This is a genomic window from Vibrio tapetis subsp. tapetis (genome assembly GCF_900233005.1).
GTDB lineage: Bacteria > Pseudomonadota > Gammaproteobacteria > Enterobacterales > Vibrionaceae > Vibrio > Vibrio tapetis.
This window is the reverse complement of record NZ_LT960611.1, coordinates 460,058-482,485: the sequence shown is the minus strand read 5'-3', so window position 1 is coordinate 482,485 and position 22,428 is coordinate 460,058. Positions and strand designations below refer to the sequence as shown.

The following is a 22,428-nucleotide window of genomic DNA, read 5'->3' as shown; positions in this document are numbered from 1 at the left end:
CGTTCTACCGACGACAGGTAACCCGTAACCCGTAACCCGTAACCCGTAACTATTTTCCTAAACCTAATAACTAAAACAACCTACAAAAAGGATTTACAGATGACCGATCCAAGACTCGACACTAGCCGCACTGTACGCGCGCCACACGGCACGACTTTACGCGCTAAATCATGGTTAACTGAAGCGCCACTTCGTATGCTCATGAATAACCTAGATCCCGATGTTGCAGAACACCCACATGCGCTCGTGGTGTATGGCGGCATTGGTCGCGCTGCGCGTAACTGGCAGTGTTACGACAAAATTGTCGAAGTGTTAGAGCGCTTGGAAGACGATCAAACCTTATTAGTTCAGTCAGGAAAACCCGTCGGTGTATATCCTACCCATAAAAATGCGCCTCGCGTATTAATTGCCAACTCAAACTTGGTGCCACATTGGGCCAATTGGGAGCACTTCAACGAACTCGATAAACAAGGCTTGATGATGTACGGCCAAATGACCGCAGGCAGTTGGATTTACATCGGCTCACAAGGCATTGTTCAAGGCACATACGAAACCTTCGTATCCATCGCTAAAAAGCACTTTGATGGTCAAGCAAAAGATCGTTGGATCTTAACAGGTGGCCTTGGCGGTATGGGCGGCGCGCAACCATTAGCGGGCACCATGGCTGGGTTTTCAATGCTGGCGGTGGAATGTGATGAATCACGCATCGATTATCGCCTGCGTACCGGCTACGTAGATAAAAAAGCCACCAGCCTTGATGAAGCGCTAGAGATAATCAAACAATCAGATGAAGCGATCTCTGTTGGGTTACTAGGCAATTCGGCCGATGTTTTCGCAGAGCTTGTCGAGCGAGGTATCACTCCGGATGTCGTTACCGACCAAACGTCTGCACACGACCCATTAAACGGCTATTTACCTCAAGGCTGGAGCATGGATCATGCTACAAAAATGCGCTTAGAAGATGAAAGCGCAGTCGTAAAAGCCGCTAAACAATCCATGGCCGTTCAAGTTAAAGCCATGCTTGCTTTGCAGGAGAAAGGCGCGGCAACACTCGATTACGGCAACAACATCCGCCAAATGGCACTGGAAGAAGGCGTAGAGAACGCGTTCGATTTCCCAGGCTTTGTTCCTGCGTACATTAGGCCGCTATTTTGTGAAGGCATTGGGCCATTCCGTTGGGCTGCCCTGTCTGGCGACCCAGAAGACATCTACAAAACCGATCAAAAAGTAAAAGAGCTGATCCCAGATAACCCGGCCCTGCATAACTGGTTAGATATGGCTCGCGAACGCATTCAGTTTCAAGGCTTACCTGCGCGAATTTGCTGGGTAGGGCTCAAAGACCGCGAACGTTTAGGACAAGCCTTCAACGAAATGGTAAAAAATGGCGAATTAAAAGCACCGGTTGTTATCGGCCGAGATCATCTAGATTCAGGTTCCGTTGCTAGCCCTAATAGAGAAACAGAAGGCATGATGGACGGGTCAGATGCCGTGTCAGATTGGCCGCTACTCAATGCCATGTTAAATACCGCAGGCGGGGCAACTTGGGTTTCTTTACATCACGGCGGCGGCGTCGGTATGGGCTTTTCTCAGCACTCTGGAATGGTGATTTGTTGTGACGGCAGCGATGACGCATCCGAACGCATTGCCCGCGTACTGCATAACGACCCCGCAACCGGAGTAATGCGCCATGCTGATGCAGGCTATGACATTGCCAAGCGCTGTGCCAAAGAACAAAAACTCGACTTACCAATGCTCAATGAAGAACTGCGTAACTTATAATGGAGAAAAACAACATGTTAAATTTAGAACTGAACCCAGGCCACATCAGCCTGAGCGAGTTACGCAAAATTAGTCGCTCTCCGGTTAATCTGTCTCTATGCGCCAGTGCCATTCCTAACATCGAAGCGAGCACTCGCGTAGTCGAGCAAGTCATAGCCGAAGATCGCGTCGTGTACGGCATTAATACCGGGTTTGGTCTGTTAGCCAATACACGCATCTTGCCAGACGATCTCGAAGAACTGCAACGCAGTATTGTTCTATCTCACGCAGCAGGCATTGGCAAACTCATGCACGACGAAACCGTGCGTTTGATGATGACGCTAAAAATTAACAGCCTCGCTCGCGGATTTTCCGGTATTCGATTAGAAGTCATCCAAGCATTAATCGAACTGGTCAATTCTCAAGTTTACCCTTGTGTGCCACAAAAAGGCTCCGTTGGTGCGTCAGGAGACTTAGCTCCCCTCGCCCATATGAGCACTATTTTATTGGGTGAAGGCGAAGCCCGTCATAACGGAAAAATCATTTCCGGATTAGAAGCACTAAAAATCGCAGGGCTTGAGCCCATCACGCTGGCTCCGAAAGAAGGGCTTGCTCTATTAAATGGCACGCAAGCTTCAACCGCATTTGCGCTAGAAGGCTTGTTCGCCGCTGAAGATTTATTTGCCTCCGCAACGCTCTGTGGTGCCATGTCAGTGGAAGCGGCACTGGGTAGTAGACGCCCATTTGATGCTCGTATCCATGAAGTTCGTGGCCATCAAGCTCAAATGGACGCGGCTGCGGCATTTCGTTACCTATTAGATTCAACCAGTGAATTAGGCCAGTCGCATACTAACTGTGAAAAGGTTCAAGATCCGTACTCACTGCGTTGCCAACCTCAAGTCATGGGCGCCTGTTTACAACAAATTCGAAATTCAGCGCAAATACTCAAAGTAGAAGCTAACTCCGTATCCGATAATCCACTCGTGTTCGCCGACGACGGCGACATTATTTCGGGTGGTAATTTCCATGCCGAACCTGTCGCAATGGCCGCAGATAATTTAGCACTCGCCATTGCTGAAATCGGCAGCTTATCTGAAAGACGTATGGCGCTGCTTATCGACAGCGCACTGAGTAAACTTCCGCCGTTTTTGGTCGACAATGGCGGCGTAAACTCGGGCTTTATGATTGCGCAAGTCACCGCTGCGGCACTGGCTAGTGAAAACAAAAGCCTTGCTCACCCGGCATCGGTTGATAGCTTGCCTACTTCTGCTAATCAGGAAGATCATGTTTCTATGGCAACATTTGCGGGTCGTCGTCTGCGCGATATGGCAGAAAATACACGTGGCATATTGGCGGTCGAATACCTCTCGGCGGCGCAAGGGCTTGATTTCCGTTCCCCTACGCTCTCTTCTCCCAAAATAGAGCAAGAAAAACAAATCCTACGTGAACGAGTGAGCTTTTATGACAAGGACCGTTACTTTGCTCCCGACATAGAAAAAGCAAATGCACTGCTCAAAATGGCGGTTCATAATCATTTAGTTCCAGCGCATACACTTTGCTCGTTCTAGATTCGTAGCAGCCGTAATCATGCGTCCCCCCTTTATGGGTCTCACTTGAGGCCCATTTTTTATTGGTGTCGAGAGAATAAATACGGCTTTTATATGGATCAAAGTGAATTATTTATGAATGGTTAGACCATTTGAGCTCAATAGTCAGATATAATCAGCCCAGTTTCCGTAATCAACAGTGAATTATGTTCTTAGCATCTTATTTCTCAACTCAAGACAATCAGTTTCAATTTACTCGCCAGCAAGCAAGCCATTTTGCAAAAAAGGTAGCGGGTGATTACAACCCAATCCACGATGAAGACAACAAACGCTTCTGTGTGCCTGGCGACTTATTGTTTGCCGTTTTACTGAAGAAAGAAGGCATCAGTCAAAAAATGCGTTTCGATTTTTCAGGCATGGTAAACGATGGAATTGCATTATCAGTTGAAGAAAAAGGCAAAACTGAGAGCGCACTGGTTGACGCATCGGGTAAAGAATATCTACACATGCATCATGAAGGTGAAATCAGCCACGATGCCGAGTTTATCGAGCACATCGTAAAAGCATACGTTGAATTTTCTGGCATGAACTTCCCGCACATCATGGTGCCACTTATGGAAGACAAGCAGATGATGATCAACTGCCAACGACCTTTAGTGATTTACGAGAGCATGGAAGTAGAGTTTGAGCACCTTAACCTATCTCGCCCAACGGTCGATTACGTAGGAGCAACCTTCGATATCGACGGTAAACGTGGTCTTGTTACCATGAAGTTTAACTTTATCGACAACGGTGTCGTTGTAGGTAAAGGCATTAAGCGTATGGTTGCTTCTGGCTTGAAACCTTTTCAAAAAGAAGCAGTAGACGATCTGGTAGAGCGCTTTAATGCTCGCAAAGAAGCATTTCTACAAGGCGACGTCGCAGCAGCATAGTCCTCTGGCTCACGCATCAATAAATAAAAGCTCAGCGCCCTGCCGCTGAGCTTTTTTGTATCCGCTCCTCTGGCTTAAATTTTCTTTGTTATACTCTAGTAATAATAGTAACGGCCGCCCTTAAAACCAGATGGCACTGCATAGAGCCTCCCCTCGGCTTGCCTTCGGTTTTCTTAAGCACTCGAATCAAGTCATCGGGCAGTTAGAATTCCCTATCTTCATTTTAAAGGGTTGTTATGCCAGAAAATAAGTCCAACATTTGGGTCAGCACATCACACAGCTTATTAGACGTTCACGAACAAAAAAAATCATTACGTTTGTTGGAATTGTGTCGGCCTTACTGTTCATTCCCTTTTCGATAAAAAACTACGTTATTGGTGAACCTTTTTTCGCTTTCTTGCTGATATTATTCGAAATTTCCTTGTTAATAGAAATTCATGCAGCGTACCAGCAACGTACTCCCTATACCGGTTATATGCTGCCTGTTATTCTCTTAGCGCTTAACGGATTGTGGTCTATCAAGGTGTTGGGGCTTTATGGAACATACTGGCTGTTTCCGATCCTTGTTTGTATTACGTTATTGCTGTCATCTAGAATCGCGCTCGCCTTCAACGCCGTTACCATAGTAGGTGCCGCCTTTTTGGGGTATGGCCAAATCGAACTGCTGGTCATGGTGCGCTTCATCAGTGCATTAATTGTTACTGCCTTCATCACCCATTACATAATGGGTTCCATTAGCAAGCTACAAGAAAAATTACGAGAGTCTTCGATTAAAGATCCAATGACCAAAGTCTTTAACCGTTCACAAATAGACGTGTATCTACAGCAATGCTTAGACACCCAGGCAAAAACCAATACAAGCTCTTGCTTAGCGATGCTCGATATCGATAAGTTTAAACAAATCAATGATACTTTGGGTCACGATGTAGGAGATCAAGTCATTATCGAAGCCGCCAAGTTGATGACGGCGATGCCGGGTCAGTCTGCAGTCATCTTTAGGCTTGGTGGCGATGAGTTTTTGATCTTATTTCGAGAAATATCTTTAAAAGAAGCAGTAGAAAGGACTGAACACTTAAGAAAAAACATCGCAAGCCACTCATTTATAGAGCAGAAAACCGTGACGGTAAGTGCAGGCGTTGCTGATTCATCTTCAACCGACAGTATTAATACGTGGCTAAAACGTGCTGATCAGCATTTATATCGGGCGAAACAAGAAGGAAGAAACCAAGTGCATGTCGGGGATGTCGAGGTCGTTGAGATACATAGCTACAAAAACACCACAACCCCTATATCCAACGCCTAACTTTAGTCAGGTAGTCTGTATATTGCGAACCGTACTTTTCACTTAAAATCCGCTCTTCCGCAGAGATCTGAAAGCGATTCAAATAGCCGATAAAAGCAACAATTACCCATAGTGATGCGAGGCTACTCCAATAAAATAGAGCCCCTATAAGTAAAACCACCAACCCCAAATACATCGGATTACGTGTGTACTTAAAAATACCCGTATCGACGATGGTAGAAGCATTATTTGGGGTATGAGGGTTAACCGTCGTTTGATGGCGTCGAAACTCCAACACACCCGCAATGCCAATATAACCAGAACTGGCCACACAAATCATCACAAAAACAGCTCGCCATGGCAGCTCAAAAGCCAAACTAGGCCACGAAACCACGCTCCACCACATCAACACCAACGCCAAAAAAAACACAACCACCGGCGGAACTTTCAACTCCAATCGATCCAAAGATCCTCCCTTTCTACCTTAATTCTCTATGCCTTTAGCTCTTCGCTTAACCCTATGCCTTAAGCCTCTAGCCTCTAGCCTTGCGCATCAACACCATTGGCTGAATGGCTTCTGCAACTCCAACTGATACTCGTAGCAGTCTATCATCGCCCCATTCACTTCAGTAAAATCATTAACGTTACCAATCATTTTAAAGTTATTTCGCAATAACACTCGCTGAGAAGCCACGTTCTGTGTGGATGCGTAAGCCTTCAAATACTTGAGCCCGCTAAAGCTACTGGCGTAACGTATGAGCTGCTCTGTGGCCTTCGAGGCGAGCCCTTGACCCGCACATTGCTCAGCGACTCGATACCCAACCCAAGCTTCGCCACGGCTTAAATCAATGGAGTGTAAGTTCGCGCGCCCCAAAATATCGCCTTTACTGTTTTTAATCAGGGTCGGCAACATGGTGAGCTCATGGTATTGATGTAAACATTCACGAATGTGGCTACTGACCCCTTTTAAACAATAGAAGTCCTCAGGGCGGCCATTGATATTCGACTCAAACCAAAATCGGTTACGTTTCTCAAACCGAAGCAACGCTTCACAATCGCTGTGCGAGAGTAAAGGGAACGAAAATAAATTATCTTGCATAAGCCAACTTCTTTTTTATTCGAGTTATAGGCACGCATGATGCTCTCAAATTCCAAATTGTACAAATATCAGCCAAAACAATTTGAGCGTTTTTTGACCCATGTTAAATTTCAACCATCGAGTAGGGTGAGGCGTCTCCGCCTCATCCCTCTCACAGAACCGTACGTACGGACCTCGTATACGGCTCATGCACATTTCCATTCAGCATAATGGCTGAACACATATCCTGTCCTAACGTGTTCAAGATTCACTAATCCAAGGTCGTTAAACCATTGATTTGGCATCGAGTAACTGGCTAATGGACTCGCAGCATTTCTCCAACTATCCATACAGATATACCTGAATGACCCTTCGTAACCTAGCTGTCTTAGCCTGCGGTGGAGTCGGGTCGGTTTTTTCCATAATCGTAATTGGACGCTGCGAAGTCTTCGCCTTAACCACGCGGCCAGTTTCTTAAACTCCCTGTTGGCATTCGCTATTCGAAAGTACTGGCTGAACCCTCTCAGAAGTGGATTCAGTTGTTTAATGACTTCTAACAATGGCTTACCGCCATTGCGTCTTGTCACTCGCTTCAACTTTCCTTTGAACGTCGACATTTTCTTTGGCTGAATACGGCTATAATGGCTACCGATTTCTATTCCAAGGAATTTCACACCTTCGCCGCTGTGCGCTATGTGTGATTTGGTTTCGTTCACCGTTAACTTGAGCTGTTTTTCCAGGACCTTCGTTGCCTGTACTTGCGCATTTTCTGCACCTTTACGGCTGCGACAGAAGATCAGTATGTCGTCGGCATAACGGACTATTCGATGTCCTCGCTTTCGCATCTCTTGATCAAACGCATCCAGATAGATGTTCGCTATCAGTGGGCTTATTACTCCACCTTGCGGACTACCTATCTCGGTATGCTGCCACTCTCCATCAACCATTACGCCACTTTTCAGGAACTGTTTGATGAGCTCCAGTACGCTACTGTCTGTGACTCGTTTCTTAATGCTTTTTAGAATAAGCTCGTGGTCGAGCTTATCGAAGCACTTCGATAAGTCCATATCTACGACGTGTTGCATTCCGTATCGACGGATGAACATCGTCGCTTTGTTTATAGCATCGTGACAACTTCGATTCGGTCTATACCCAAAGCTGGATGGGTGAAACTGCTCTTCGAAGATTGGGGTTAATAGATCATTTAGAGCTTGTTGGACAACTCTATCCCGTACTGTTGGGATCCCAAGTAATCGCACCCCACCATCATCTTTCGGTATTTCTACCCGTCTGACGGGTTGAGGGGTGTATCGCTTGGTTTTGAGTTCCAGAAGAAGTTGATCTAGGTTATCACTCAGATTTTGGGCGTAGTCGCTTAGGCTCTGCCTATCTATTCCGGCCGCGCCTTTCGCTTTCCACACTTTTTTAAATCCTTTATAGAGTCGCTCTTTGTGGAGCAAGTGACCATATAAACTGTAGTAAACTCTCAACTTTTTCCTTTAGATTGTGTGCCGTGTGGGGACAAATGCTCTCTCACAGTGTTGGTGTATTTCACTCCACTCTCTAGCCTTCTAGCTCAATGGCAATTTACTAGAGTGAGTCAGAGTTACTCCCTTGTACGGTTTCTCGCTTCAGTGCTTTGCTTTCACAAAGACCGAGACGGAATACCTCGATAGCTAATCAACTTGTATACCACTGAAAAAAAAACATCTGCTCATCACAGACTTAAAATGTACTTCATCCCTTCGCAACACCAGATTGCTTTTGGCAAAATGTTGTCCCATCAGACGTGTTACTGATGGTCAGCTCAGTTTTATCCTCCACACCATTACTGGGCTTCACCGGCCGAGCTTTACTCACTACTACGGATTCATCTGCCACCTCGCACCAACATAGATCTTGGCTCTCGCCTTGAGTTTATGCTTCCGACGTTTGCTCGGATGTGGTGTCAGGCTTCCCGAGTTACTGCACTGGCTCCCTGTTAACAATGCCACCCTCAAGCACAATCTAGGTCTGATTGAGTATCGGGCTTCACGCTATTTGCACGCTTACCCACCTAAATTGCCGAATCAGGTTCACTTTCGTTGTGTACTGTTAACTTCCTATCGCTTCCTTCAAACCCTGCCGTTGGCCAGCAACGCCCTTGCGATTCGGATTATCTTCCCCTCAATCAGGGTGATTTAGGCTTCTTTCAGCCTAATGGGTTTGCCAGCTTCGCTGGGCAAACAAAAAAATGCGCCATTATCGGCGCATTTTGTGAGCAACAAGACAACTTTCAGTGTGGTACTGAGCCGTTTTACCAGAGCACTTAAACGTACTGCAGCAATGCCTGTAATGGATGTTTAGGTGAGATATTTTCAAATCGTTTAACTTGACTACGGCAAGAGTAGCCTGTCACTAAACAATGATCTGAATTTGTCTCTTCAAGGCGAGGCTTCCAACTCAAGTTATAAATATCTTTCGACATTTCAAGCTTGTCGATTTCATGACCAAAAGTACCGGCCATGCCACAACAACCAACCGAAACAGGCTTAAGAGTCGCGCCAAAATGTTCAAAGATTGCAGCCCACTCTTTTTCTGCGTTTGGCAGTTTGGTTTTTTCGGTGCAATGCGCAAATAGCTGCCATGCTATGCCATCTGTCGGTGGTTTCTTAGCAAATTGAGGCAACTTAGGCGTGAGCCATTCGTGCACCGTAAGTACATCAAAATCACCGCGTTCATCGCCTAAAATTTCATTATATTCATCGCGATAACAAAGCACCAACGCAGGATCTACGCCAACCAGTGGAATCCCGGTTTCTGCCAGCATGGATAAAAATTCGGCACTCGTATTGGCCGACTGAGCAAATTGCTTCAAAAAGCCTTTAATGTGTTGCGCTTTTCCGTTCGGTTTAAACGGTAAAACGATTGGCTGCAACCCTAATTTACTGACTAAATCAACAAAGTCTTCAACCACTTTTGCATCATAAAAACTGGTGAATGGGTCTTGAACAATAAGCACATGACTGGCTCTGTCCTCATCCGATAAACGGTTGAGTTTTTGTAAATCAAACTGAGTGTCTGGTTTAAATTTCAGTGACTTTGCTAACGTTGGTACGCTCAACAACGGCGCGTCAACATAACCGACCGTTTTCGCCGTTAATAATTTCACTAAAGGCTGCTTTAAAGCAAAGTTAACTAAACTCGGCGCTTTTGCCATCAACGGTAGCATGGTTTCAATATTCGCCACCAAATAGTCTTTAGCGGGTCTTTGGTAACGTGAATAGTACAGGTTTAGAAAACGAGAACGAAAACTCGGCACATCCACTTTAATTGGGCATTGGCTGGCACAAGCCTTACACGCTAAACAGCCATTCATCGCATCTAAAACTTCATGAGAGAAATCGTATTCGTGTCTTTTATTAATCGTATTACGAACACGCTCAATCAGGGTTCTAATGCTATTGGTGCCCGCCAGAGTTTGCTTTTCCAAATCGAGCACATCGATGCCCTCTTCGGTTAGCTGACGTAGCCATTCACGAACCAATCCTGCACGGCCTTTCGGAGAATGACGACGATCAGCCGTTACCTTCATTGATGGGCACATTGGCGAATGCACATCATAGTTAAAGCACAACCCGTTACCGTTACACTCCATCGCTTGGCTAAAGCTGTCTCGCACTTCTACATCAATTTGGCGGTCGTAATAGCCGCGTTTAGTATCCGAAACCTTCACCAGTTCCGCATCGCTATCTAACGGCGTACAGATTTTACCCGGGTTCATTTTGTTATACGGGTCAAAGGCCGCTTTCACTCTACGAAGCTCCGTAAACAGTGCTTCACCAAAAAAGGCAGGGCCATATTCAGAGCGGAAGCCTTTCCCGTGTTCGCCCCACATCAAACCGCCATATTTGGCCACCAAAGTTACCACTTGGTCAGAGATCTGCTGCATCAAAATTTCTTGTTCGGGATCGCACAAATCCAGCGCTGGACGAACGTGCAAAACACCGGCATCCACATGACCAAACATGCCATAATTCAATGATTTGTCATCGAGTAACTGGCGAAATTCTTCAATAAAATCAGCCAAGTTTTCTGGTGGTACACAGGTATCTTCAGCAAACGCGACAGGCTTTGCTTTGCCCTTAGCGGCTCCCAACAAACCCACGGCTTTTTTACGCATCCCATAGATACGACCAATACTGGCCAAATCAGAACACACTTGATAACCAATGATGTCTGCCTGCTCTGCCGCCATCATTTCATCTAAGCTTTGAGTTAAGGACTTAACCTGCTGCTCAACCAAGGCAACGTCTTCACCAGCAAACTCAACCATATTAATGCCCAACATTTCTTTGCCGGGTACATCGGTTAACAGATCGCTTACGGTGTTCCAAACGATGTCTTGCTTAGCCAAATTCAGTACTTTTGAATCGATTGTCTCAACAGATAAGGCGTCTGCTTCTACCATTAACGGCGCATTGCGCAACGCTGAATCGAACGACAAATATTTGATATTCACTAACGTGCGAGCTTTAGGTATACGCGTTAAATTAAGCTTAGCTTCGGTGATAAAAGCGAGCGAACCTTCAGAGCCGCACAGAACACGCGTAAAGTTAAACGCTGCACTGTCTTCATCGATGGCATTTTTTAGATCATAACCCGTTAAAAACCGATTTAGCTTTGGAAATTTTGCGACAATTTTATCGCGATTATCTCGGCATACGGCTTCGGTGACTTCGAGAGCCTTTGCCGCTTGTGTGTCTGGGATTGGAAGGCCATCAGACAAATCACTTTCTAATATTGAACCATCGCTAAAGACCGCCTGTAACGACAATACGTGATCCGAAGTCTTGCCGTATTTTAACGATCCTTGGCCAGATGCGTCCGTATTGACCATACCGCCTAACGTCGCACGATTACTGGTCGATAGCTCAGGAGAAAAGAAATAGCCATACGGTCTGACCAAGTCATTTAACTTGTCTTTGACGATGCCGGTTTGGACACGAACCCAACCTTCTTTTTCGTTAATTTCCAACATTTGGTTCATATAACGAGAAAGGTCGATCACCAAACCTTTGGTCAGTGACTGGCCATTAGTGCCGGTGCCTCCGCCTCTTGGGGAAAAAGTGACAGACTGGTATGGCGCGGCATGACCAATTGAGCCAATTAACTGAACATCACTGGTATTTTTTGGAAAAAGAACCGCTTGTGGCAGCTGCTGGTAGACACTGTTGTCGGTCGCAACAGCAAGGCGGCTTGAATAGCCTATTTCGATGTCGCCACTAAATCCTTTTTCTTCAAGCTCATTAAGGTATTGAGTAACAACACTATCGATATCAGGTTGATTTGAAATTCTTGGTAACATGGTGCTTCCTGCTCCCTACAACACTGAATCATTCAGTGGGGAAAGTAGTTCGGTTGACATTGCGGGTGATTTTTTTGATTTTCGTCACTTTACAACATTTTAGAGCTTGATAAAAACAGTTACTGCACTTCAAACTGAATCGATTGCTTACATTTTTGGATTTTTAGTCCACACTTCTTACAAGCAACAATTTCTTATATGCTTATTAAAGCGATAATCTCATGAAAAAAAATAAAGTAGTTACCACCGAAGACATTCTATTAATGCTATGTAAATCAGTGTCTGGCGTTTTGACCTCGGCAACAGATTCTCCGATTCATTACTCGGCAATGGTACAAAAAATCAACAAAACTTGCCTAAAACCTGATTTTGGCTGTTTTGTGCTATTCGATGGCGGTTTTTCTGGCTTGGTTGTTATCAACTTCGCAGCCCCAGCCGCATTAGAGATCTATCAAAACTACATGCGTAACATGGGCATGCCAGAAGATGAACTGGCCATTTTGCACACCTCAGATGAAGTCGGTGATGTTCTTGGCGAACTGATGAACCAATTAGTTGGTGATTTTACTAACAAGGTACGTAAAGAGCTGCAAACCAACATCACTCAAAACCAACCTAAAATGCTAGCGCTGACAAAACAAGTCATGCTATCCGTTGATACAAACTTAGATCGTCCGCAAGCGCGTCGCGTAACCTTCTCGACAGAGAAAAACAACATCTTCTACCTAGAACTTGCTATGGATAAAACCGAGTTTATTCAGCTAGAAGAATTTGAAATCGAAGAAGAAACCTGCATCGACTCATTGATAGATCAAGAACGAGAGAAATCGAGCAAGAAGCAAGAAAAAAGCGCACCCGTTACATCAGCCGCTGATGATATGGCTAACGACTTACTTGATGAACTAGGCATCTAATTGCCTTAAATTCAAACTATCTGTTGCGTTAACTTGGTGTCAGCCGGTACTGAGTTAACGTAATCCTGCCTTAATCGCCCATTCCACTCTTTTACTTCCCGTCAAATAACGCTAAAATGGTCGACTTTTCTCATCAACCTGCAGCATTAATGGATAAACAAAAAGCCCTCAAGAAAATTGCGAAGTGTCTTGAACTCGGTAATTCAGCGAACGTAAATGAAGCTGCTAATGCCATCAAGATGGCCCATAATCTCATGATTAAATATGGGTTAGATAAAGATGACATTGAGTTCATCAAAATGGGCAAGACTCAATCTAGCCACTTACTTCCAAGCAATGTTGGCTCCAACATTTTACGTATTGTTCGTGGGATCAATACTAAATTTGGCGTTGAAGCCGTATTGCTGAACCACAAAGGGTTAAAACGTCTCGAGTTCATTGGTGAAGCCGATCGCGCAATTTTTGCCGCATTTGCCTTTGATATTGTCTATAGAGAAATGAACGAACACACGGGGCAGTTCCGCAACAGTTTTGCAGGCTCTGGTACCAGTAGCGCTGAAGTCACCAAACGCGTGTCTTCGTTTTTATCCGGTTGGATTGAAGGCGCATTAGAAAAACTGCCGACGATCGCACCAGATGATGATTCAAATAACAAAATCAATAATTACATTGATAAAGAATTTGAAAACATCGATCGTGAAACCTTTAAGCAACAGCTACGTGATGCCATGAAAAACATCACCGCCGATTACGAAGTTGGCTTAAAGAAAGGCCGCCGTTTATCGGTGAACCGCCCTGTCGGTGGAACAACACCCGCCGCTGCTCCAAAACTATTAAAGTAGCCCTTTATCGCTGCGTAAATTGAACACTGCTGAATTTGCTATCATAATAACCTTACACATTCGGGTAAATTAAGGGACACAATAATGAACAAATTCACAGTGATTCTCCCAACTCTATTTTTGGTTGCTTGTACCAGTGTCGATCTTAATCACCTCACTTCTGAAAAAGAATGGTACGACTTTGGCTTTGAGCAATCCAACAAGGGTGCTGTACAGTTTAGTCCCAACAAAGCACAAACCTCCGAAGACAATTACCTTGCCTACACCAATGGCTACCAAAGTGGGCAGGATGTTTATTGTTCACAAGATCCGCATCGGTTAGGCCTATTGCGTAAGCCCTATTTTGGTATTTGTGATTGGTCATTTGAACAAAGCTATCGAGACGGCTTTCGTCGCGGTTCTGATAAACTCTAGGAAACCAATCCCCAATGAATAAATCAATTCGATTATTGTGTATCACTGCACTTTTCTTCAGTCATTGGTTAGGTGCAGTCACCATTGGAGAATTAGAAACTCAAGCCAACAAGCAAGACCCCGTTGCACAATATTCACTAGCTCAAGCTTTCTTCACCGGGAAAGACGTAGTAAAAGATCCGCAACGAGCACTCGATTGGCTCAAGCAATCCGCAGACAATGGTTACTCATTGGCGCAACTCAAACTGGCTAACGCGTACGATAGCGGCATTGCCATAGAAGAGAACTTAGATTTAGCCGTTTATTGGTACACCAAAGCTGCGGTTCAAGGATTAGCCAGGGCTCAACTAAAACTTGGGATTCTGTACGAGCGCGAATACAACGAATATCAAACCATCACAGATCTAGACTTAGCCAGAGTTTGGTACAAGGTTGCGCTAGAAAATAACAGCACTCAAGCCGAAGCCGGCTACAACCGAGTATTGGAAGCTAAGTTTAATGCGATGCGCGCAGCCCAACTCGGACAAATTACGCAGTTGGATGACGAGTCAAACAAAGCCCTCACCGCAACAGAACCCTCATCGCCAGCTCCTAAAATGACGCAAGAATCTAACTGGGCATTGCCTGAAGTGTCTCAACAAGTCGGTTACCTCATTATCGCGGCAACCTTCCTATTCGCATTACTGGCGGTTATCTTGCTGGGCCGTAAAAAGCGCAAACAAAAAACAGCCGTTAAACAGGAACAAAAATCCGCTGATGACTCTCGTATTTTACGTAAAGAGCTTGAGAAAACACGCCGCCAGTTATTGAGCCAAAATGCGGTGCTAAAGGATCTGAAAAATGCACAACAAGATCAGAATTTTACATTAGCTTGTACATTTCTTGGTTTCAATGCAAAACGATTGCCCAGCGCCGAAGCGATAAAAGTTCGATACAAAAAGCTTTGCCGTGTCTATCACCCTGATGCCAACGGCAGTGATGATGAGATGAAAAAACTCAATGGGGCTCTCAAGGTCATTTTGAAACACCCGTCATATAACAAATAGTGAAAGCCACGCTCAGTAGCTAATCGTACTCAGTGCTAAATACGCTAAATCGATCGCATTTTGGATTTTTACAAATCAAAAAGTAACAAAAATTTAACATTTGTATTTTATTTGTGGCATAATATTTTGATGTCATCTCATACGAATAAAACAACCAAAGGAGATTTCAATGTTCAACACGGAAGGCACATGCGACTGGTGTAAACAACCAAAAATGGTAATGAAACACGACTATGTCGATGGAAAACACCACCACTCATGTGAAACTTGTAACGACATTGCCACACTAGACGTACGCTTATTCAATATAGACGAGCTCGCATTACGCAGTAGTTCCGTAGCAAGCTGCGCCACACGCTAGTCACATATCCAGCACAACAGAAAAACGCGTAGGTACACGTCATGTGCTTACGCTCTTATTCCCCCCTACTCTCACTAAAAATTATCTTTCGCCTTTCGCCAGAAAACCATAACCCCTTATTTTTAATCATTTAAATTTTTTGTCTTATTGACAAATCAATCATGCCTCACAAATTTTCATCATGTCTATTTTATAAACAATACCAATGCTATATATTATCTTCAAAATAATGAAGATTAAAAGAAGCACACTATGCAATACATCAGTCGAGAAGGTTCTGCAGTTATCAATGTTGCGCGCTACCTCCTTACCGCAAAGGAAGGAGACCGAGTAAGAACGATTGATTCGTTGTCCGAAGAATTCGGGGTATCGGTTGGTTTCATTCAAAAAGCGCTCACCACGATTGAAAGCCACCAAGCGGTCGGTTTGAGCAAGCAAGGCCGAAATGGCACCTTCATTAGCACGCTAAACGAAACTGAACTGGCTAAGTTGTCTGGGTTGTCTCATTTGGTCTGTGCCATGCCTCTTCCGTATACCAAACACTACGAAGGCATTGCCAGTGGCATTAAAGCACAAATGAGTGACTTTCCTTTTTATTTTGCCCATATGAGAGGTGCAAACGTCAGGGCAGAATGCTTAAAAGCCGGCACATACGACATGGCGATCATGTCACGACTTGCCGCCAAAGATTATGTCGTCGACGGCTTAGTAACGGCCATCGATTTAGGCGATCACTCTTATTCAAACGCCCATAGGTTGATTTACCGTGATGGCGAGTACAGCACCATAACAAAAGTGGGGGTCGATTCCGATTCACCCGATCAACGCGTGTTAACTGAGCTTGCCTTTAAAGACAAGCAAATTGAAATCGTAGAAATTAACTACAGCGACAGCCTCAGTCACCTGACCAATGGCATCATAGATGCGGTAGTTTGGCTCCCTGAAGCTATCGATATGCTAGGCATGGGCTTATCGGAACGATCTCTCGATGAATTTGAAGAATGCCGAGACGCTTCTCAAGCCGTTATTTTGGTCCGCACAGAGGCACAGTATATTCGGGTATTGTTGCGAAAACTGCTCAATATACACGCCCTAATATCACATCAGAACCAAGTGGTAGAGGGCCTAATAACACCAAGCTATTAAATAGGCAGTGAAACTCATTAAATAAGGAACGTTAATAATGATGCAACAACGTTTATCCATTCTGGCCGAAAATGCCGTGATCAGCCAAGCCAGTTATCAAGCTTCAATAGCGGCGGCGGCATTAATTGAAACGGAATTCAACCTAACACCTGATAACGAACAGTTTCAGATGCTAGTAACCCACTTAGCCAGAGCAACGGATCGCATCTTGCTTGAAAGCCCAATCGAAGAAGGGCTCGATGATGATATCTGGCAAGAAATTGTGGAGTCCGCTCAGTTTGATGCCCTGCAGGCGCTCAACACAAAAGTTCTAAGCCTATATGGAATCGAACAGGCACCCCAAACTGAAAACTCATTCTTGGTTAGCAATTTATTTGCCATTAGCCAATTAACCGATGACGACCGTTAGGAACCGTGAAGATGATTGATAACACAGGGTATACCTATTGCCATGAGCATCTCCATATCGATTTGTCCCCTCAGAAAGGCGACATTGATTGTCGGCTCGATCAGTACGGGTTGATAAAAGAAGAAATGGAAAACCTGCTGAAACTTGGCGTACGAAACATCGTAGAAGTAACCAATCATTTTATGGGCAGAAATCCTCATTTTATTGAGGATTTAATTAACGACACCGGAATGAATGTATTGCTCTCTACTGGGTATTACATTGAGGGCTTTTTCCCGCCTGAAGTTTCTCAGCTAACGGCGCAGCAATTAGCCAAAAAAATGATATCTGAAATTGAAAACGGTCTTCCAGGCAGTTCACTTAAGGCCAGTATCATCGGTGAAGTTGGCAGCAGTGAAGAGCGATTTACCGACCTAGAAAAAAAAGTCTTTCACGCTGCGGCGATTACCCATATGGAAACTGGACGTCCCATTTCAACTCACCAGTCTTTAAGTACCTTAGGCAAAGAGCAGGTGAACCTGTTTCGGAACATGGGAGTCGATTTAGAACGCGTAACCATTGGTCACTGCGATTTAAAAAGCAACTTAGATGAAATTCAATGGCTGATCGACCAAGGCTGCTATGTGCAGTTCGACACCATCGGCAAAAATAGTTACTTCCCCGACAGCAAAAGAATCGAGATGTTGATGGCTTTGTCTCAGCGAGGCTGCTTAGACCGAGTGATGCTTTCAATGGACATCACTCGCCGCTCCCATCTTAAGGAAAATGGGGGGCTTGGCTTTGGATACCTAGTTGAACACTTTCTCCCAGAATTACTCAATCATGGCATATCTCAACAGGAGATAGACACCATGATGATCCACACCCCCTACACCCTATTTAAATAATAAAGGCACCACTATGAAAAAGATCGGCATAGCTGGTTTACAGCGTGAACAAATTCAACAGCAAATAGAAGCAACGTCTCCAGACACCTTTGAAATGCACATCCTTAATGATATGGATGCCGCATTAAAAGTGAAAAGTGGTGAGCTTGATTATTACATCGGCTGCTGCAATACCGGAGCAGGCGCCGCCCTTTCCATGGCCATTGCGATCATCGGCTTCGACAAAAGCTGCACCATTGCCAAACCCGCTATACAAGCAAAACAAGCGGAAGTAGAGCAGTTCATTTCTGAAGGAAAAGTTGCATTCGGATTGTCTGTCGAACACGTAGAACACGCAATACCTTTACTCATTACTACTCTAGCCCGATTGTAAGGATACATTATGGACTTTATGAACTTAGGCCTCGTCGCCCTGCTCTGTGGCATGACCGCACTGATCGCCAATATGAGCGCCGCGGTATTCCACGATGGCATCAGACCCATACTCCCTCAAGTATTTGAGGGCAACATGAGCCGCCGAGATGCCGGTTCCGTTGCGTTTGGTTTATCTATTGGTTTTGTTGCTTCAGTGGGGATCTCGTTCACCTTATCAACAGGCCTACTCAACCCTTGGTTACTCTTTTTGCCTACCGATATACTAGGCGTAATGATTGGCAGCCGAATTTTAGCGGCCTTGGCTGGCGCAACTTGGGGCATCTTAGTGGTGACCTCGCTAACCGCCGTCAATACTGTGCTAACCGGTTTACCTGTAGATGCACTGGGTGCGTTGGGTGAACTCGGTACGCCTGTGATGTCGGCTTTTGCTCTATTCCCATTATTGGCTATCTTCTATCAATTTGGCTGGAGAGCAGGCGCTGTAACCGCTGTTGTCATTTTGCTTTCTCGACTGTTGGTCATCAAATACACCGGTATCTACCCTGAATCCATCCAGATCTTTATTGGCATGCTAATGCTGATTATTATCGCGATTCGTAAAGACTTAGCAGACAAAAAAGCAGGGATCAGCCCACCCGACATGTCTGGTCTACACGGTATTTTCGATGAACGCACCAAACGAATCGTCAAACACCTGCCTTTCCTTGCTGTCACGGGTGCATTGATTGCTGCCGTGTCTAATGCGGGTATCTTCGCAGGCTCTGAAGTCTCGATTTATTCCCTTGCCGAAGCCTACAAGCTGACGGATGCAGCGGAACAAGATGCCGCATTAAAACAAGTCGCCCTGTCTGAATTCATGCGTGGATTAGGTTTTATCCCTCTGATTGCAACCACCGCGTTAGCAACAGGTGTGTATGGTGTCGTCGGCATGACATTCGTTTTTGTTGTTGGCTATTTAGCACCAAACATCCCAGTGGCTGCGCTTTTGGGTGCCATTACCATTTGCCTAGAGATTTTCTTATTGCGTAGCGTAGGCCGAGTGCTAGAGCATTTCCCGTCTATTCGTAACGCATCAGATAACATTCGTAATTCAATGAACACCTTAATGGAGTTTGCATTATTGATTGGTGGTGTATTGGCGGTAATGAAAATGGGCTCAACAACAGGCTTTACCATTTTTGCCATCTTGTACTTCCTCAACGAAGTGTTAGGCCGACCAGTATTGAAAATTGCCGCACCAGCTGTGGCTGCCATTCTTACGGGTATCGTACTCAACGTTCTGTTTGTCCTTGGGCTATTTAGCCTTTAATTCTCTTTCATGCGCTAACTCAACCACCTCCCCCCCTGTTCGGGTTAGCGCATTTTTTAGTGAGACGTCGGTATGTTTTTAGATGCACTAATAAAACGCAACCCAGCGCTTATAGAAGCGAGTGTTACGTTATTATCACAAGGGAAAATTTTGCCTGACAGCTACGTAATAGACGTAGATTCCTTCATAGAAAACGCAAAAAAACTGAAGGAAACCGCAGACAAACACAACATCAAACTGTACGCGATGACCAAACAAATTGGTCGTAACCCAGTATTAGCCCGAATTCTAGTTGATGATTTGGGCTATGAAGGCATCGTGTGTGTCGATTTTAAAGAAGTGCGCTTTTTTCAAAAGGCTGGAATTAAAATTGCCCATGTAGGACATTTAGTTCAACTACCAGAATCTATGATTGAGTCAACTTTATCTGTCGGCAAGCCAGATATCGTAACGGTGACCAGTTTAGAAAAAGCACAATCAATTTCAGATGCGGCGGCCAAGTTAGGCATCGTCCAAGACATCATGCTGAAATTCTATCAAGACGATGACGCGCTCTATGTTAATCAAGAGTCTGGATTTACGCTACTTGACTTAACAGCCGTTATTGAAGAGTTGCAAAGTATGCAGCATATCCGTGTTGCGGGGATCACCCACTTTCCGTGTTTTCTGCTCAAAGATGGCAAACCACAAACCACCAATAATGTACGCACAATGCACTCTGCATATCATGCTTTGAATGCATTAGGGTTTGATAACCTTCAACTCAATATGCCGTCGTTTAGCAGTTGTGAAACCTTACCTGACATTGCTCGTTTGCAAGGTACTCACGCGGAACCCGGTCATGCGTTAACAGGGACGATCCCAAACAACGTTGACGGGAGCCAAAGTGAGCAAATTTCCATGCTCTATATCAGTGAAATATCTCATCATTTTAACCAGCGCAGTTATTGCTATGGTGGCGGGCTTTATCGCCGTGGCAATCTCAATAAAGCCTTAATCGTCCCACGGTCAAATAGGCAACTCGCCAAATCTGTTTACAGCAAGGTAAGTAACGACGACGAATCGAGCATCGATTATCACTTCAAATTGGACGATAAATATCCCATTGGTGCGGCCGTCATCATGGCTTTTCGCACTCAGGTTTTTGTTACACGGAGTGATGTCGCATTGATTTCAGGTTGCCATACAGGCCAACCGAAGCTGGTAGGAATATACGACGCTTTAGGCAACGAGGTGTGTGATGAGTAGATTTATTATTATCGTTCTTGATGGATTTGGCATCGGTGAAATGCCTGATGTGCCCATCGTCAGGCCACAAGATACCGGAGCAAACACCGCTCTTAAGCTGCTTAACCATTTCCCACTCAAGAAACTACCGACCTTAGAGCGGCTTGGGCTGATTAACCTCGTTCCAAATTCAGAGTCTGTGATGCAACCTTCGCCAAATGCCTCTATCGGCACCGCGTTATTGGCCCACGAAGGAGGCGACACGTTTATGGGCCATCAGGAGATCATGGGAACCCATCCTCAATCTCCTCTTGTTGTGCCATTCAATCAATCGATAGACAGCATCGAAAAAGCACTATTCGCACAAGGCTACCAAGTAGAAAGGCTATACAAAGGTTCCTTAGCGGCTCTTTATGTCGACAATGCCGTAGTGATTGCCGACAACTTAGAAGCCGACCTCGGTCAGGTGTATAACCTAACGGCCAACCTTGACCAAATTAGCTTTGACGCATTAGAAAAAATGGGCCGATGCGTTCGGAATGCCAATCAGGTGGGTCGCAACATTGTCTTTGGCGGCCATATAGGACATAGCCAGTCCATTATTGATGCGCTTGAAGTTAAGCAAGATGACAATAAAGTGACAACCTTCATTGGCGTTAACACACCAGATACCGGCGTTTACGAAAACGGTTTTAAAGTCATCCACCTTGGGTTTGGGGTAGATGAGTCAACACAAGCGCCATTCTTGTTACATAACCACGGGGTCACTACCTTTTTGTATGGAAAAGTGGCTGACATCGTGCAAAACCGATTTGGCACGTCTTACACATCCATCGTAGACACCGATAAAGTGTTTGAATTGCTTAATCAAGATTTAACGCAACACCAACACGGCTTCTTTTGCGCAAATGTTCAAGAAACGGATTTGTCGGGCCACCAGCAAGATCCAAGGATGTACTGGAAAGTACTCGAACGCGCCGATCGGGGCATAAATAACGTCATCGAAAAAATGACCGATAACGACGTGTTGGTCGTTATGGCGGATCATGGCAATGACCCTTTTATAGGGCACACCAAACACACTAGAGAGCAAGTTCCGCTTCTTATTTACCAGCCAAATCTAAACAAAAATGACCTAGGAGAGCGCGCCACCATGTCGGATGTTGGAGCGAGTGCCTGCGAATTTTTTGGCGCCAGCCCTCCTCAAAACGGACGTTCTTTCTTAAAGGATCTCAGCATAGTTCCCCAAACATGAGTGCCACAGATTTAAGGTTTTTCATGTGCTTCCCCCCTTTTGCCTTGAGCCTTGAGCCTTGAGCCTTGAGCCCTAAAACTACTGTATAAGGCTGAATTTCTTCAGCCTTTTCTGTTCCCCCGCTAGCGTTGCTATGACATCCCTGCTCAATTTCATCAATTTCGGCCAACATCGCATACAAACCGGCTCATTCATCATTTTAAATAAAAACACTTAAAAACAATTAGTTATAATTTGCCATTGCATAATTGTGATGTTTATCTGGAAAAAACGCTTGATAAACACTCAAACTTTAACTA

Annotated in this window: 20 protein-coding genes; 16 read left to right on the top strand and 4 right to left on the bottom strand. The window is 45.0% G+C overall.

Translation table 11 applies throughout. The annotated features are described in order from the left end of the window. Positions 1 to 99 precede the first annotated feature (99 nt). From hutU to VTAP4600_RS02210, 4 genes are all read left to right on the top strand, one after another. Positions 100 to 1,779, top strand: coding sequence for a urocanate hydratase (gene hutU / locus VTAP4600_RS02225; protein ID WP_102521302.1), 1,680 nt, complete (start codon positions 100 to 102; stop codon positions 1,777 to 1,779). Between the two features lie 14 nt (positions 1,780 to 1,793). Beyond that, positions 1,794 to 3,326, top strand: coding sequence for a histidine ammonia-lyase (hutH, locus tag VTAP4600_RS02220; protein WP_102523867.1), 1,533 nt, complete (start codon positions 1,794 to 1,796; stop codon positions 3,324 to 3,326). Positions 3,327 to 3,511: 185 nt separating this feature from the next. Beyond that, a complete protein-coding gene (locus VTAP4600_RS02215) occupies positions 3,512 to 4,237 on the top strand; it encodes a DUF3581 domain-containing protein (protein ID WP_102521301.1) in 726 nt (241 codons plus the stop codon). Positions 4,238 to 4,658: 421 nt separating this feature from the next. Next, positions 4,659 to 5,540 carry a GGDEF domain-containing protein gene (locus tag VTAP4600_RS02210; protein WP_145958547.1) on the top strand — a complete coding sequence of 294 codons (882 nt, stop codon included), beginning with the start codon at positions 4,659 to 4,661 and terminating at the stop codon, positions 5,538 to 5,540. Here the strand turns inward: VTAP4600_RS02210 and VTAP4600_RS02205 are convergent. The 4 genes from VTAP4600_RS02205 to ydiJ all read right to left on the bottom strand — a co-directional run bounded on the left by VTAP4600_RS02205 (position 5,524) and on the right by ydiJ (position 11,944). Next, a complete protein-coding gene (locus VTAP4600_RS02205) occupies positions 5,524 to 5,985 on the bottom strand; it encodes a methyltransferase family protein (RefSeq protein ID WP_231897848.1) in 462 nt (153 codons plus the stop codon). The genes VTAP4600_RS02210 and VTAP4600_RS02205 overlap by 17 nt on opposite strands. An 87-nt stretch (positions 5,986 to 6,072) precedes the next feature. Then, the gene (locus tag VTAP4600_RS02200) at positions 6,073 to 6,618 is read right to left on the bottom strand and encodes a GNAT family N-acetyltransferase (protein WP_102521299.1); all 546 of its coding nucleotides are present in this window, start codon (positions 6,616 to 6,618) and stop codon (positions 6,073 to 6,075) included. Positions 6,619 to 6,803: 185 nt separating this feature from the next. Next, positions 6,804 to 8,087: a group II intron reverse transcriptase/maturase gene (gene ltrA / locus VTAP4600_RS02195; protein ID WP_102521018.1), complete on the bottom strand. Its 1,284-nt coding sequence runs from the start codon at positions 8,085 to 8,087 to the stop codon at positions 6,804 to 6,806. Positions 8,088 to 8,905: 818 nt separating this feature from the next. After that, complete coding sequence (gene ydiJ, locus VTAP4600_RS02185) at positions 8,906 to 11,944, bottom strand: D-2-hydroxyglutarate dehydrogenase YdiJ (RefSeq protein ID WP_102521297.1); 3,039 nt, start codon at positions 11,942 to 11,944, stop codon at positions 8,906 to 8,908. 221 nt (positions 11,945 to 12,165) lie between these two features. Here ydiJ and VTAP4600_RS02180 point away from each other — a divergent pair, with 221 nt between their 5' ends. The 12 genes from VTAP4600_RS02180 (at position 12,166) to VTAP4600_RS02125 (ending at position 22,129) form a co-directional block, all read left to right on the top strand. Next, a complete protein-coding gene (locus VTAP4600_RS02180; RefSeq protein WP_102521296.1) occupies positions 12,166 to 12,858 on the top strand; it encodes a DUF3334 family protein in 693 nt (230 codons plus the stop codon). Positions 12,859 to 13,007: 149 nt separating this feature from the next. Beyond that, positions 13,008 to 13,700, top strand: a complete 693-nt coding sequence (locus VTAP4600_RS02175) for a DUF2786 domain-containing protein (RefSeq protein WP_102523865.1) — start codon at positions 13,008 to 13,010, stop codon at positions 13,698 to 13,700. Positions 13,701 to 13,784: 84 nt separating this feature from the next. Further along, positions 13,785 to 14,114: a DUF2799 domain-containing protein gene (locus VTAP4600_RS02170; protein WP_102521295.1), complete on the top strand. Its 330-nt coding sequence runs from the start codon at positions 13,785 to 13,787 to the stop codon at positions 14,112 to 14,114. Positions 14,115 to 14,128: 14 nt separating this feature from the next. Continuing rightward, complete coding sequence (locus tag VTAP4600_RS02165; protein WP_102521294.1) at positions 14,129 to 15,160, top strand: J domain-containing protein; 1,032 nt, start codon at positions 14,129 to 14,131, stop codon at positions 15,158 to 15,160. Between the two features lie 169 nt (positions 15,161 to 15,329). Beyond that, the gene (locus VTAP4600_RS02160) at positions 15,330 to 15,521 is read left to right on the top strand and encodes a hypothetical protein (protein WP_102521293.1); all 192 of its coding nucleotides are present in this window, start codon (positions 15,330 to 15,332) and stop codon (positions 15,519 to 15,521) included. 252 nt (positions 15,522 to 15,773) lie between these two features. Further along, positions 15,774 to 16,667 (top strand): GntR family transcriptional regulator YhfZ, encoded by an 894-nt coding sequence (yhfZ, locus tag VTAP4600_RS02155; RefSeq protein WP_102521292.1) that lies wholly within the window; start codon positions 15,774 to 15,776, stop codon positions 16,665 to 16,667. A 37-nt stretch (positions 16,668 to 16,704) separates the two neighbouring features. Then, positions 16,705 to 17,076: a PRD domain-containing protein gene (locus VTAP4600_RS02150; RefSeq protein ID WP_102521291.1), complete on the top strand. Its 372-nt coding sequence runs from the start codon at positions 16,705 to 16,707 to the stop codon at positions 17,074 to 17,076. Between the two features lie 11 nt (positions 17,077 to 17,087). Next, a complete protein-coding gene (locus tag VTAP4600_RS02145; protein WP_102521290.1) occupies positions 17,088 to 17,963 on the top strand; it encodes a phosphotriesterase family protein in 876 nt (291 codons plus the stop codon). Between the two features lie 13 nt (positions 17,964 to 17,976). Then, positions 17,977 to 18,336: a DUF2620 domain-containing protein gene (locus VTAP4600_RS02140; protein ID WP_102521289.1), complete on the top strand. Its 360-nt coding sequence runs from the start codon at positions 17,977 to 17,979 to the stop codon at positions 18,334 to 18,336. 9 nt (positions 18,337 to 18,345) lie between these two features. Continuing rightward, positions 18,346 to 19,647, top strand: a complete 1,302-nt coding sequence (locus VTAP4600_RS02135) for a YhfT family protein (protein WP_102521288.1) — start codon at positions 18,346 to 18,348, stop codon at positions 19,645 to 19,647. A 72-nt stretch (positions 19,648 to 19,719) separates the two neighbouring features. Beyond that, positions 19,720 to 20,895: a YhfX family PLP-dependent enzyme gene (locus tag VTAP4600_RS02130; RefSeq protein ID WP_102521287.1), complete on the top strand. Its 1,176-nt coding sequence runs from the start codon at positions 19,720 to 19,722 to the stop codon at positions 20,893 to 20,895. Then, a complete protein-coding gene (locus VTAP4600_RS02125) occupies positions 20,888 to 22,129 on the top strand; it encodes a phosphopentomutase (protein ID WP_102521286.1) in 1,242 nt (413 codons plus the stop codon). Before VTAP4600_RS02130 ends, VTAP4600_RS02125 begins: the two co-directional genes overlap by 8 nt. Positions 22,130 to 22,428: the final 299 nt, after the last annotated feature.

Excerpts from the sequence above, each read along its gene's own strand:
- VTAP4600_RS02170 (WP_102521295.1), top strand. The coding sequence starts at position 13,785 with ATGAACAAATTCACAGTGATTCTCCCAACTCTATTTTTGGTTGCTTGT.
- yhfZ (WP_102521292.1), top strand. The coding sequence starts at position 15,774 with ATGCAATACATCAGTCGAGAAGGTTCTGCAGTTATCAATGTTGCGCGC.
- VTAP4600_RS02215 (WP_102521301.1), top strand. The coding sequence starts at position 3,512 with ATGTTCTTAGCATCTTATTTCTCAACTCAAGACAATCAGTTTCAATTT.
- ydiJ (WP_102521297.1), bottom strand. The coding sequence starts at position 11,944 with ATGTTACCAAGAATTTCAAATCAACCTGATATCGATAGTGTTGTTACT.
- VTAP4600_RS02140 (WP_102521289.1), top strand. The coding sequence starts at position 17,977 with ATGAAAAAGATCGGCATAGCTGGTTTACAGCGTGAACAAATTCAACAG.
- hutH (WP_102523867.1), top strand. The coding sequence starts at position 1,794 with ATGTTAAATTTAGAACTGAACCCAGGCCACATCAGCCTGAGCGAGTTA.
- VTAP4600_RS02175 (WP_102523865.1), top strand. The coding sequence starts at position 13,008 with ATGGATAAACAAAAAGCCCTCAAGAAAATTGCGAAGTGTCTTGAACTC.
- VTAP4600_RS02180 (WP_102521296.1), top strand. The coding sequence starts at position 12,166 with ATGAAAAAAAATAAAGTAGTTACCACCGAAGACATTCTATTAATGCTA.
- VTAP4600_RS02125 (WP_102521286.1), top strand. The coding sequence starts at position 20,888 with ATGAGTAGATTTATTATTATCGTTCTTGATGGATTTGGCATCGGTGAA.
- VTAP4600_RS02160 (WP_102521293.1), top strand. The coding sequence starts at position 15,330 with ATGTTCAACACGGAAGGCACATGCGACTGGTGTAAACAACCAAAAATG.
- VTAP4600_RS02145 (WP_102521290.1), top strand. The coding sequence starts at position 17,088 with ATGATTGATAACACAGGGTATACCTATTGCCATGAGCATCTCCATATC.
- VTAP4600_RS02165 (WP_102521294.1), top strand. The coding sequence starts at position 14,129 with ATGAATAAATCAATTCGATTATTGTGTATCACTGCACTTTTCTTCAGT.
- VTAP4600_RS02135 (WP_102521288.1), top strand. The coding sequence starts at position 18,346 with ATGGACTTTATGAACTTAGGCCTCGTCGCCCTGCTCTGTGGCATGACC.
- VTAP4600_RS02200 (WP_102521299.1), bottom strand. The coding sequence starts at position 6,618 with ATGCAAGATAATTTATTTTCGTTCCCTTTACTCTCGCACAGCGATTGT.
- hutU (WP_102521302.1), top strand. The coding sequence starts at position 100 with ATGACCGATCCAAGACTCGACACTAGCCGCACTGTACGCGCGCCACAC.
- VTAP4600_RS02130 (WP_102521287.1), top strand. The coding sequence starts at position 19,720 with ATGTTTTTAGATGCACTAATAAAACGCAACCCAGCGCTTATAGAAGCG.
- VTAP4600_RS02150 (WP_102521291.1), top strand. The coding sequence starts at position 16,705 with ATGATGCAACAACGTTTATCCATTCTGGCCGAAAATGCCGTGATCAGC.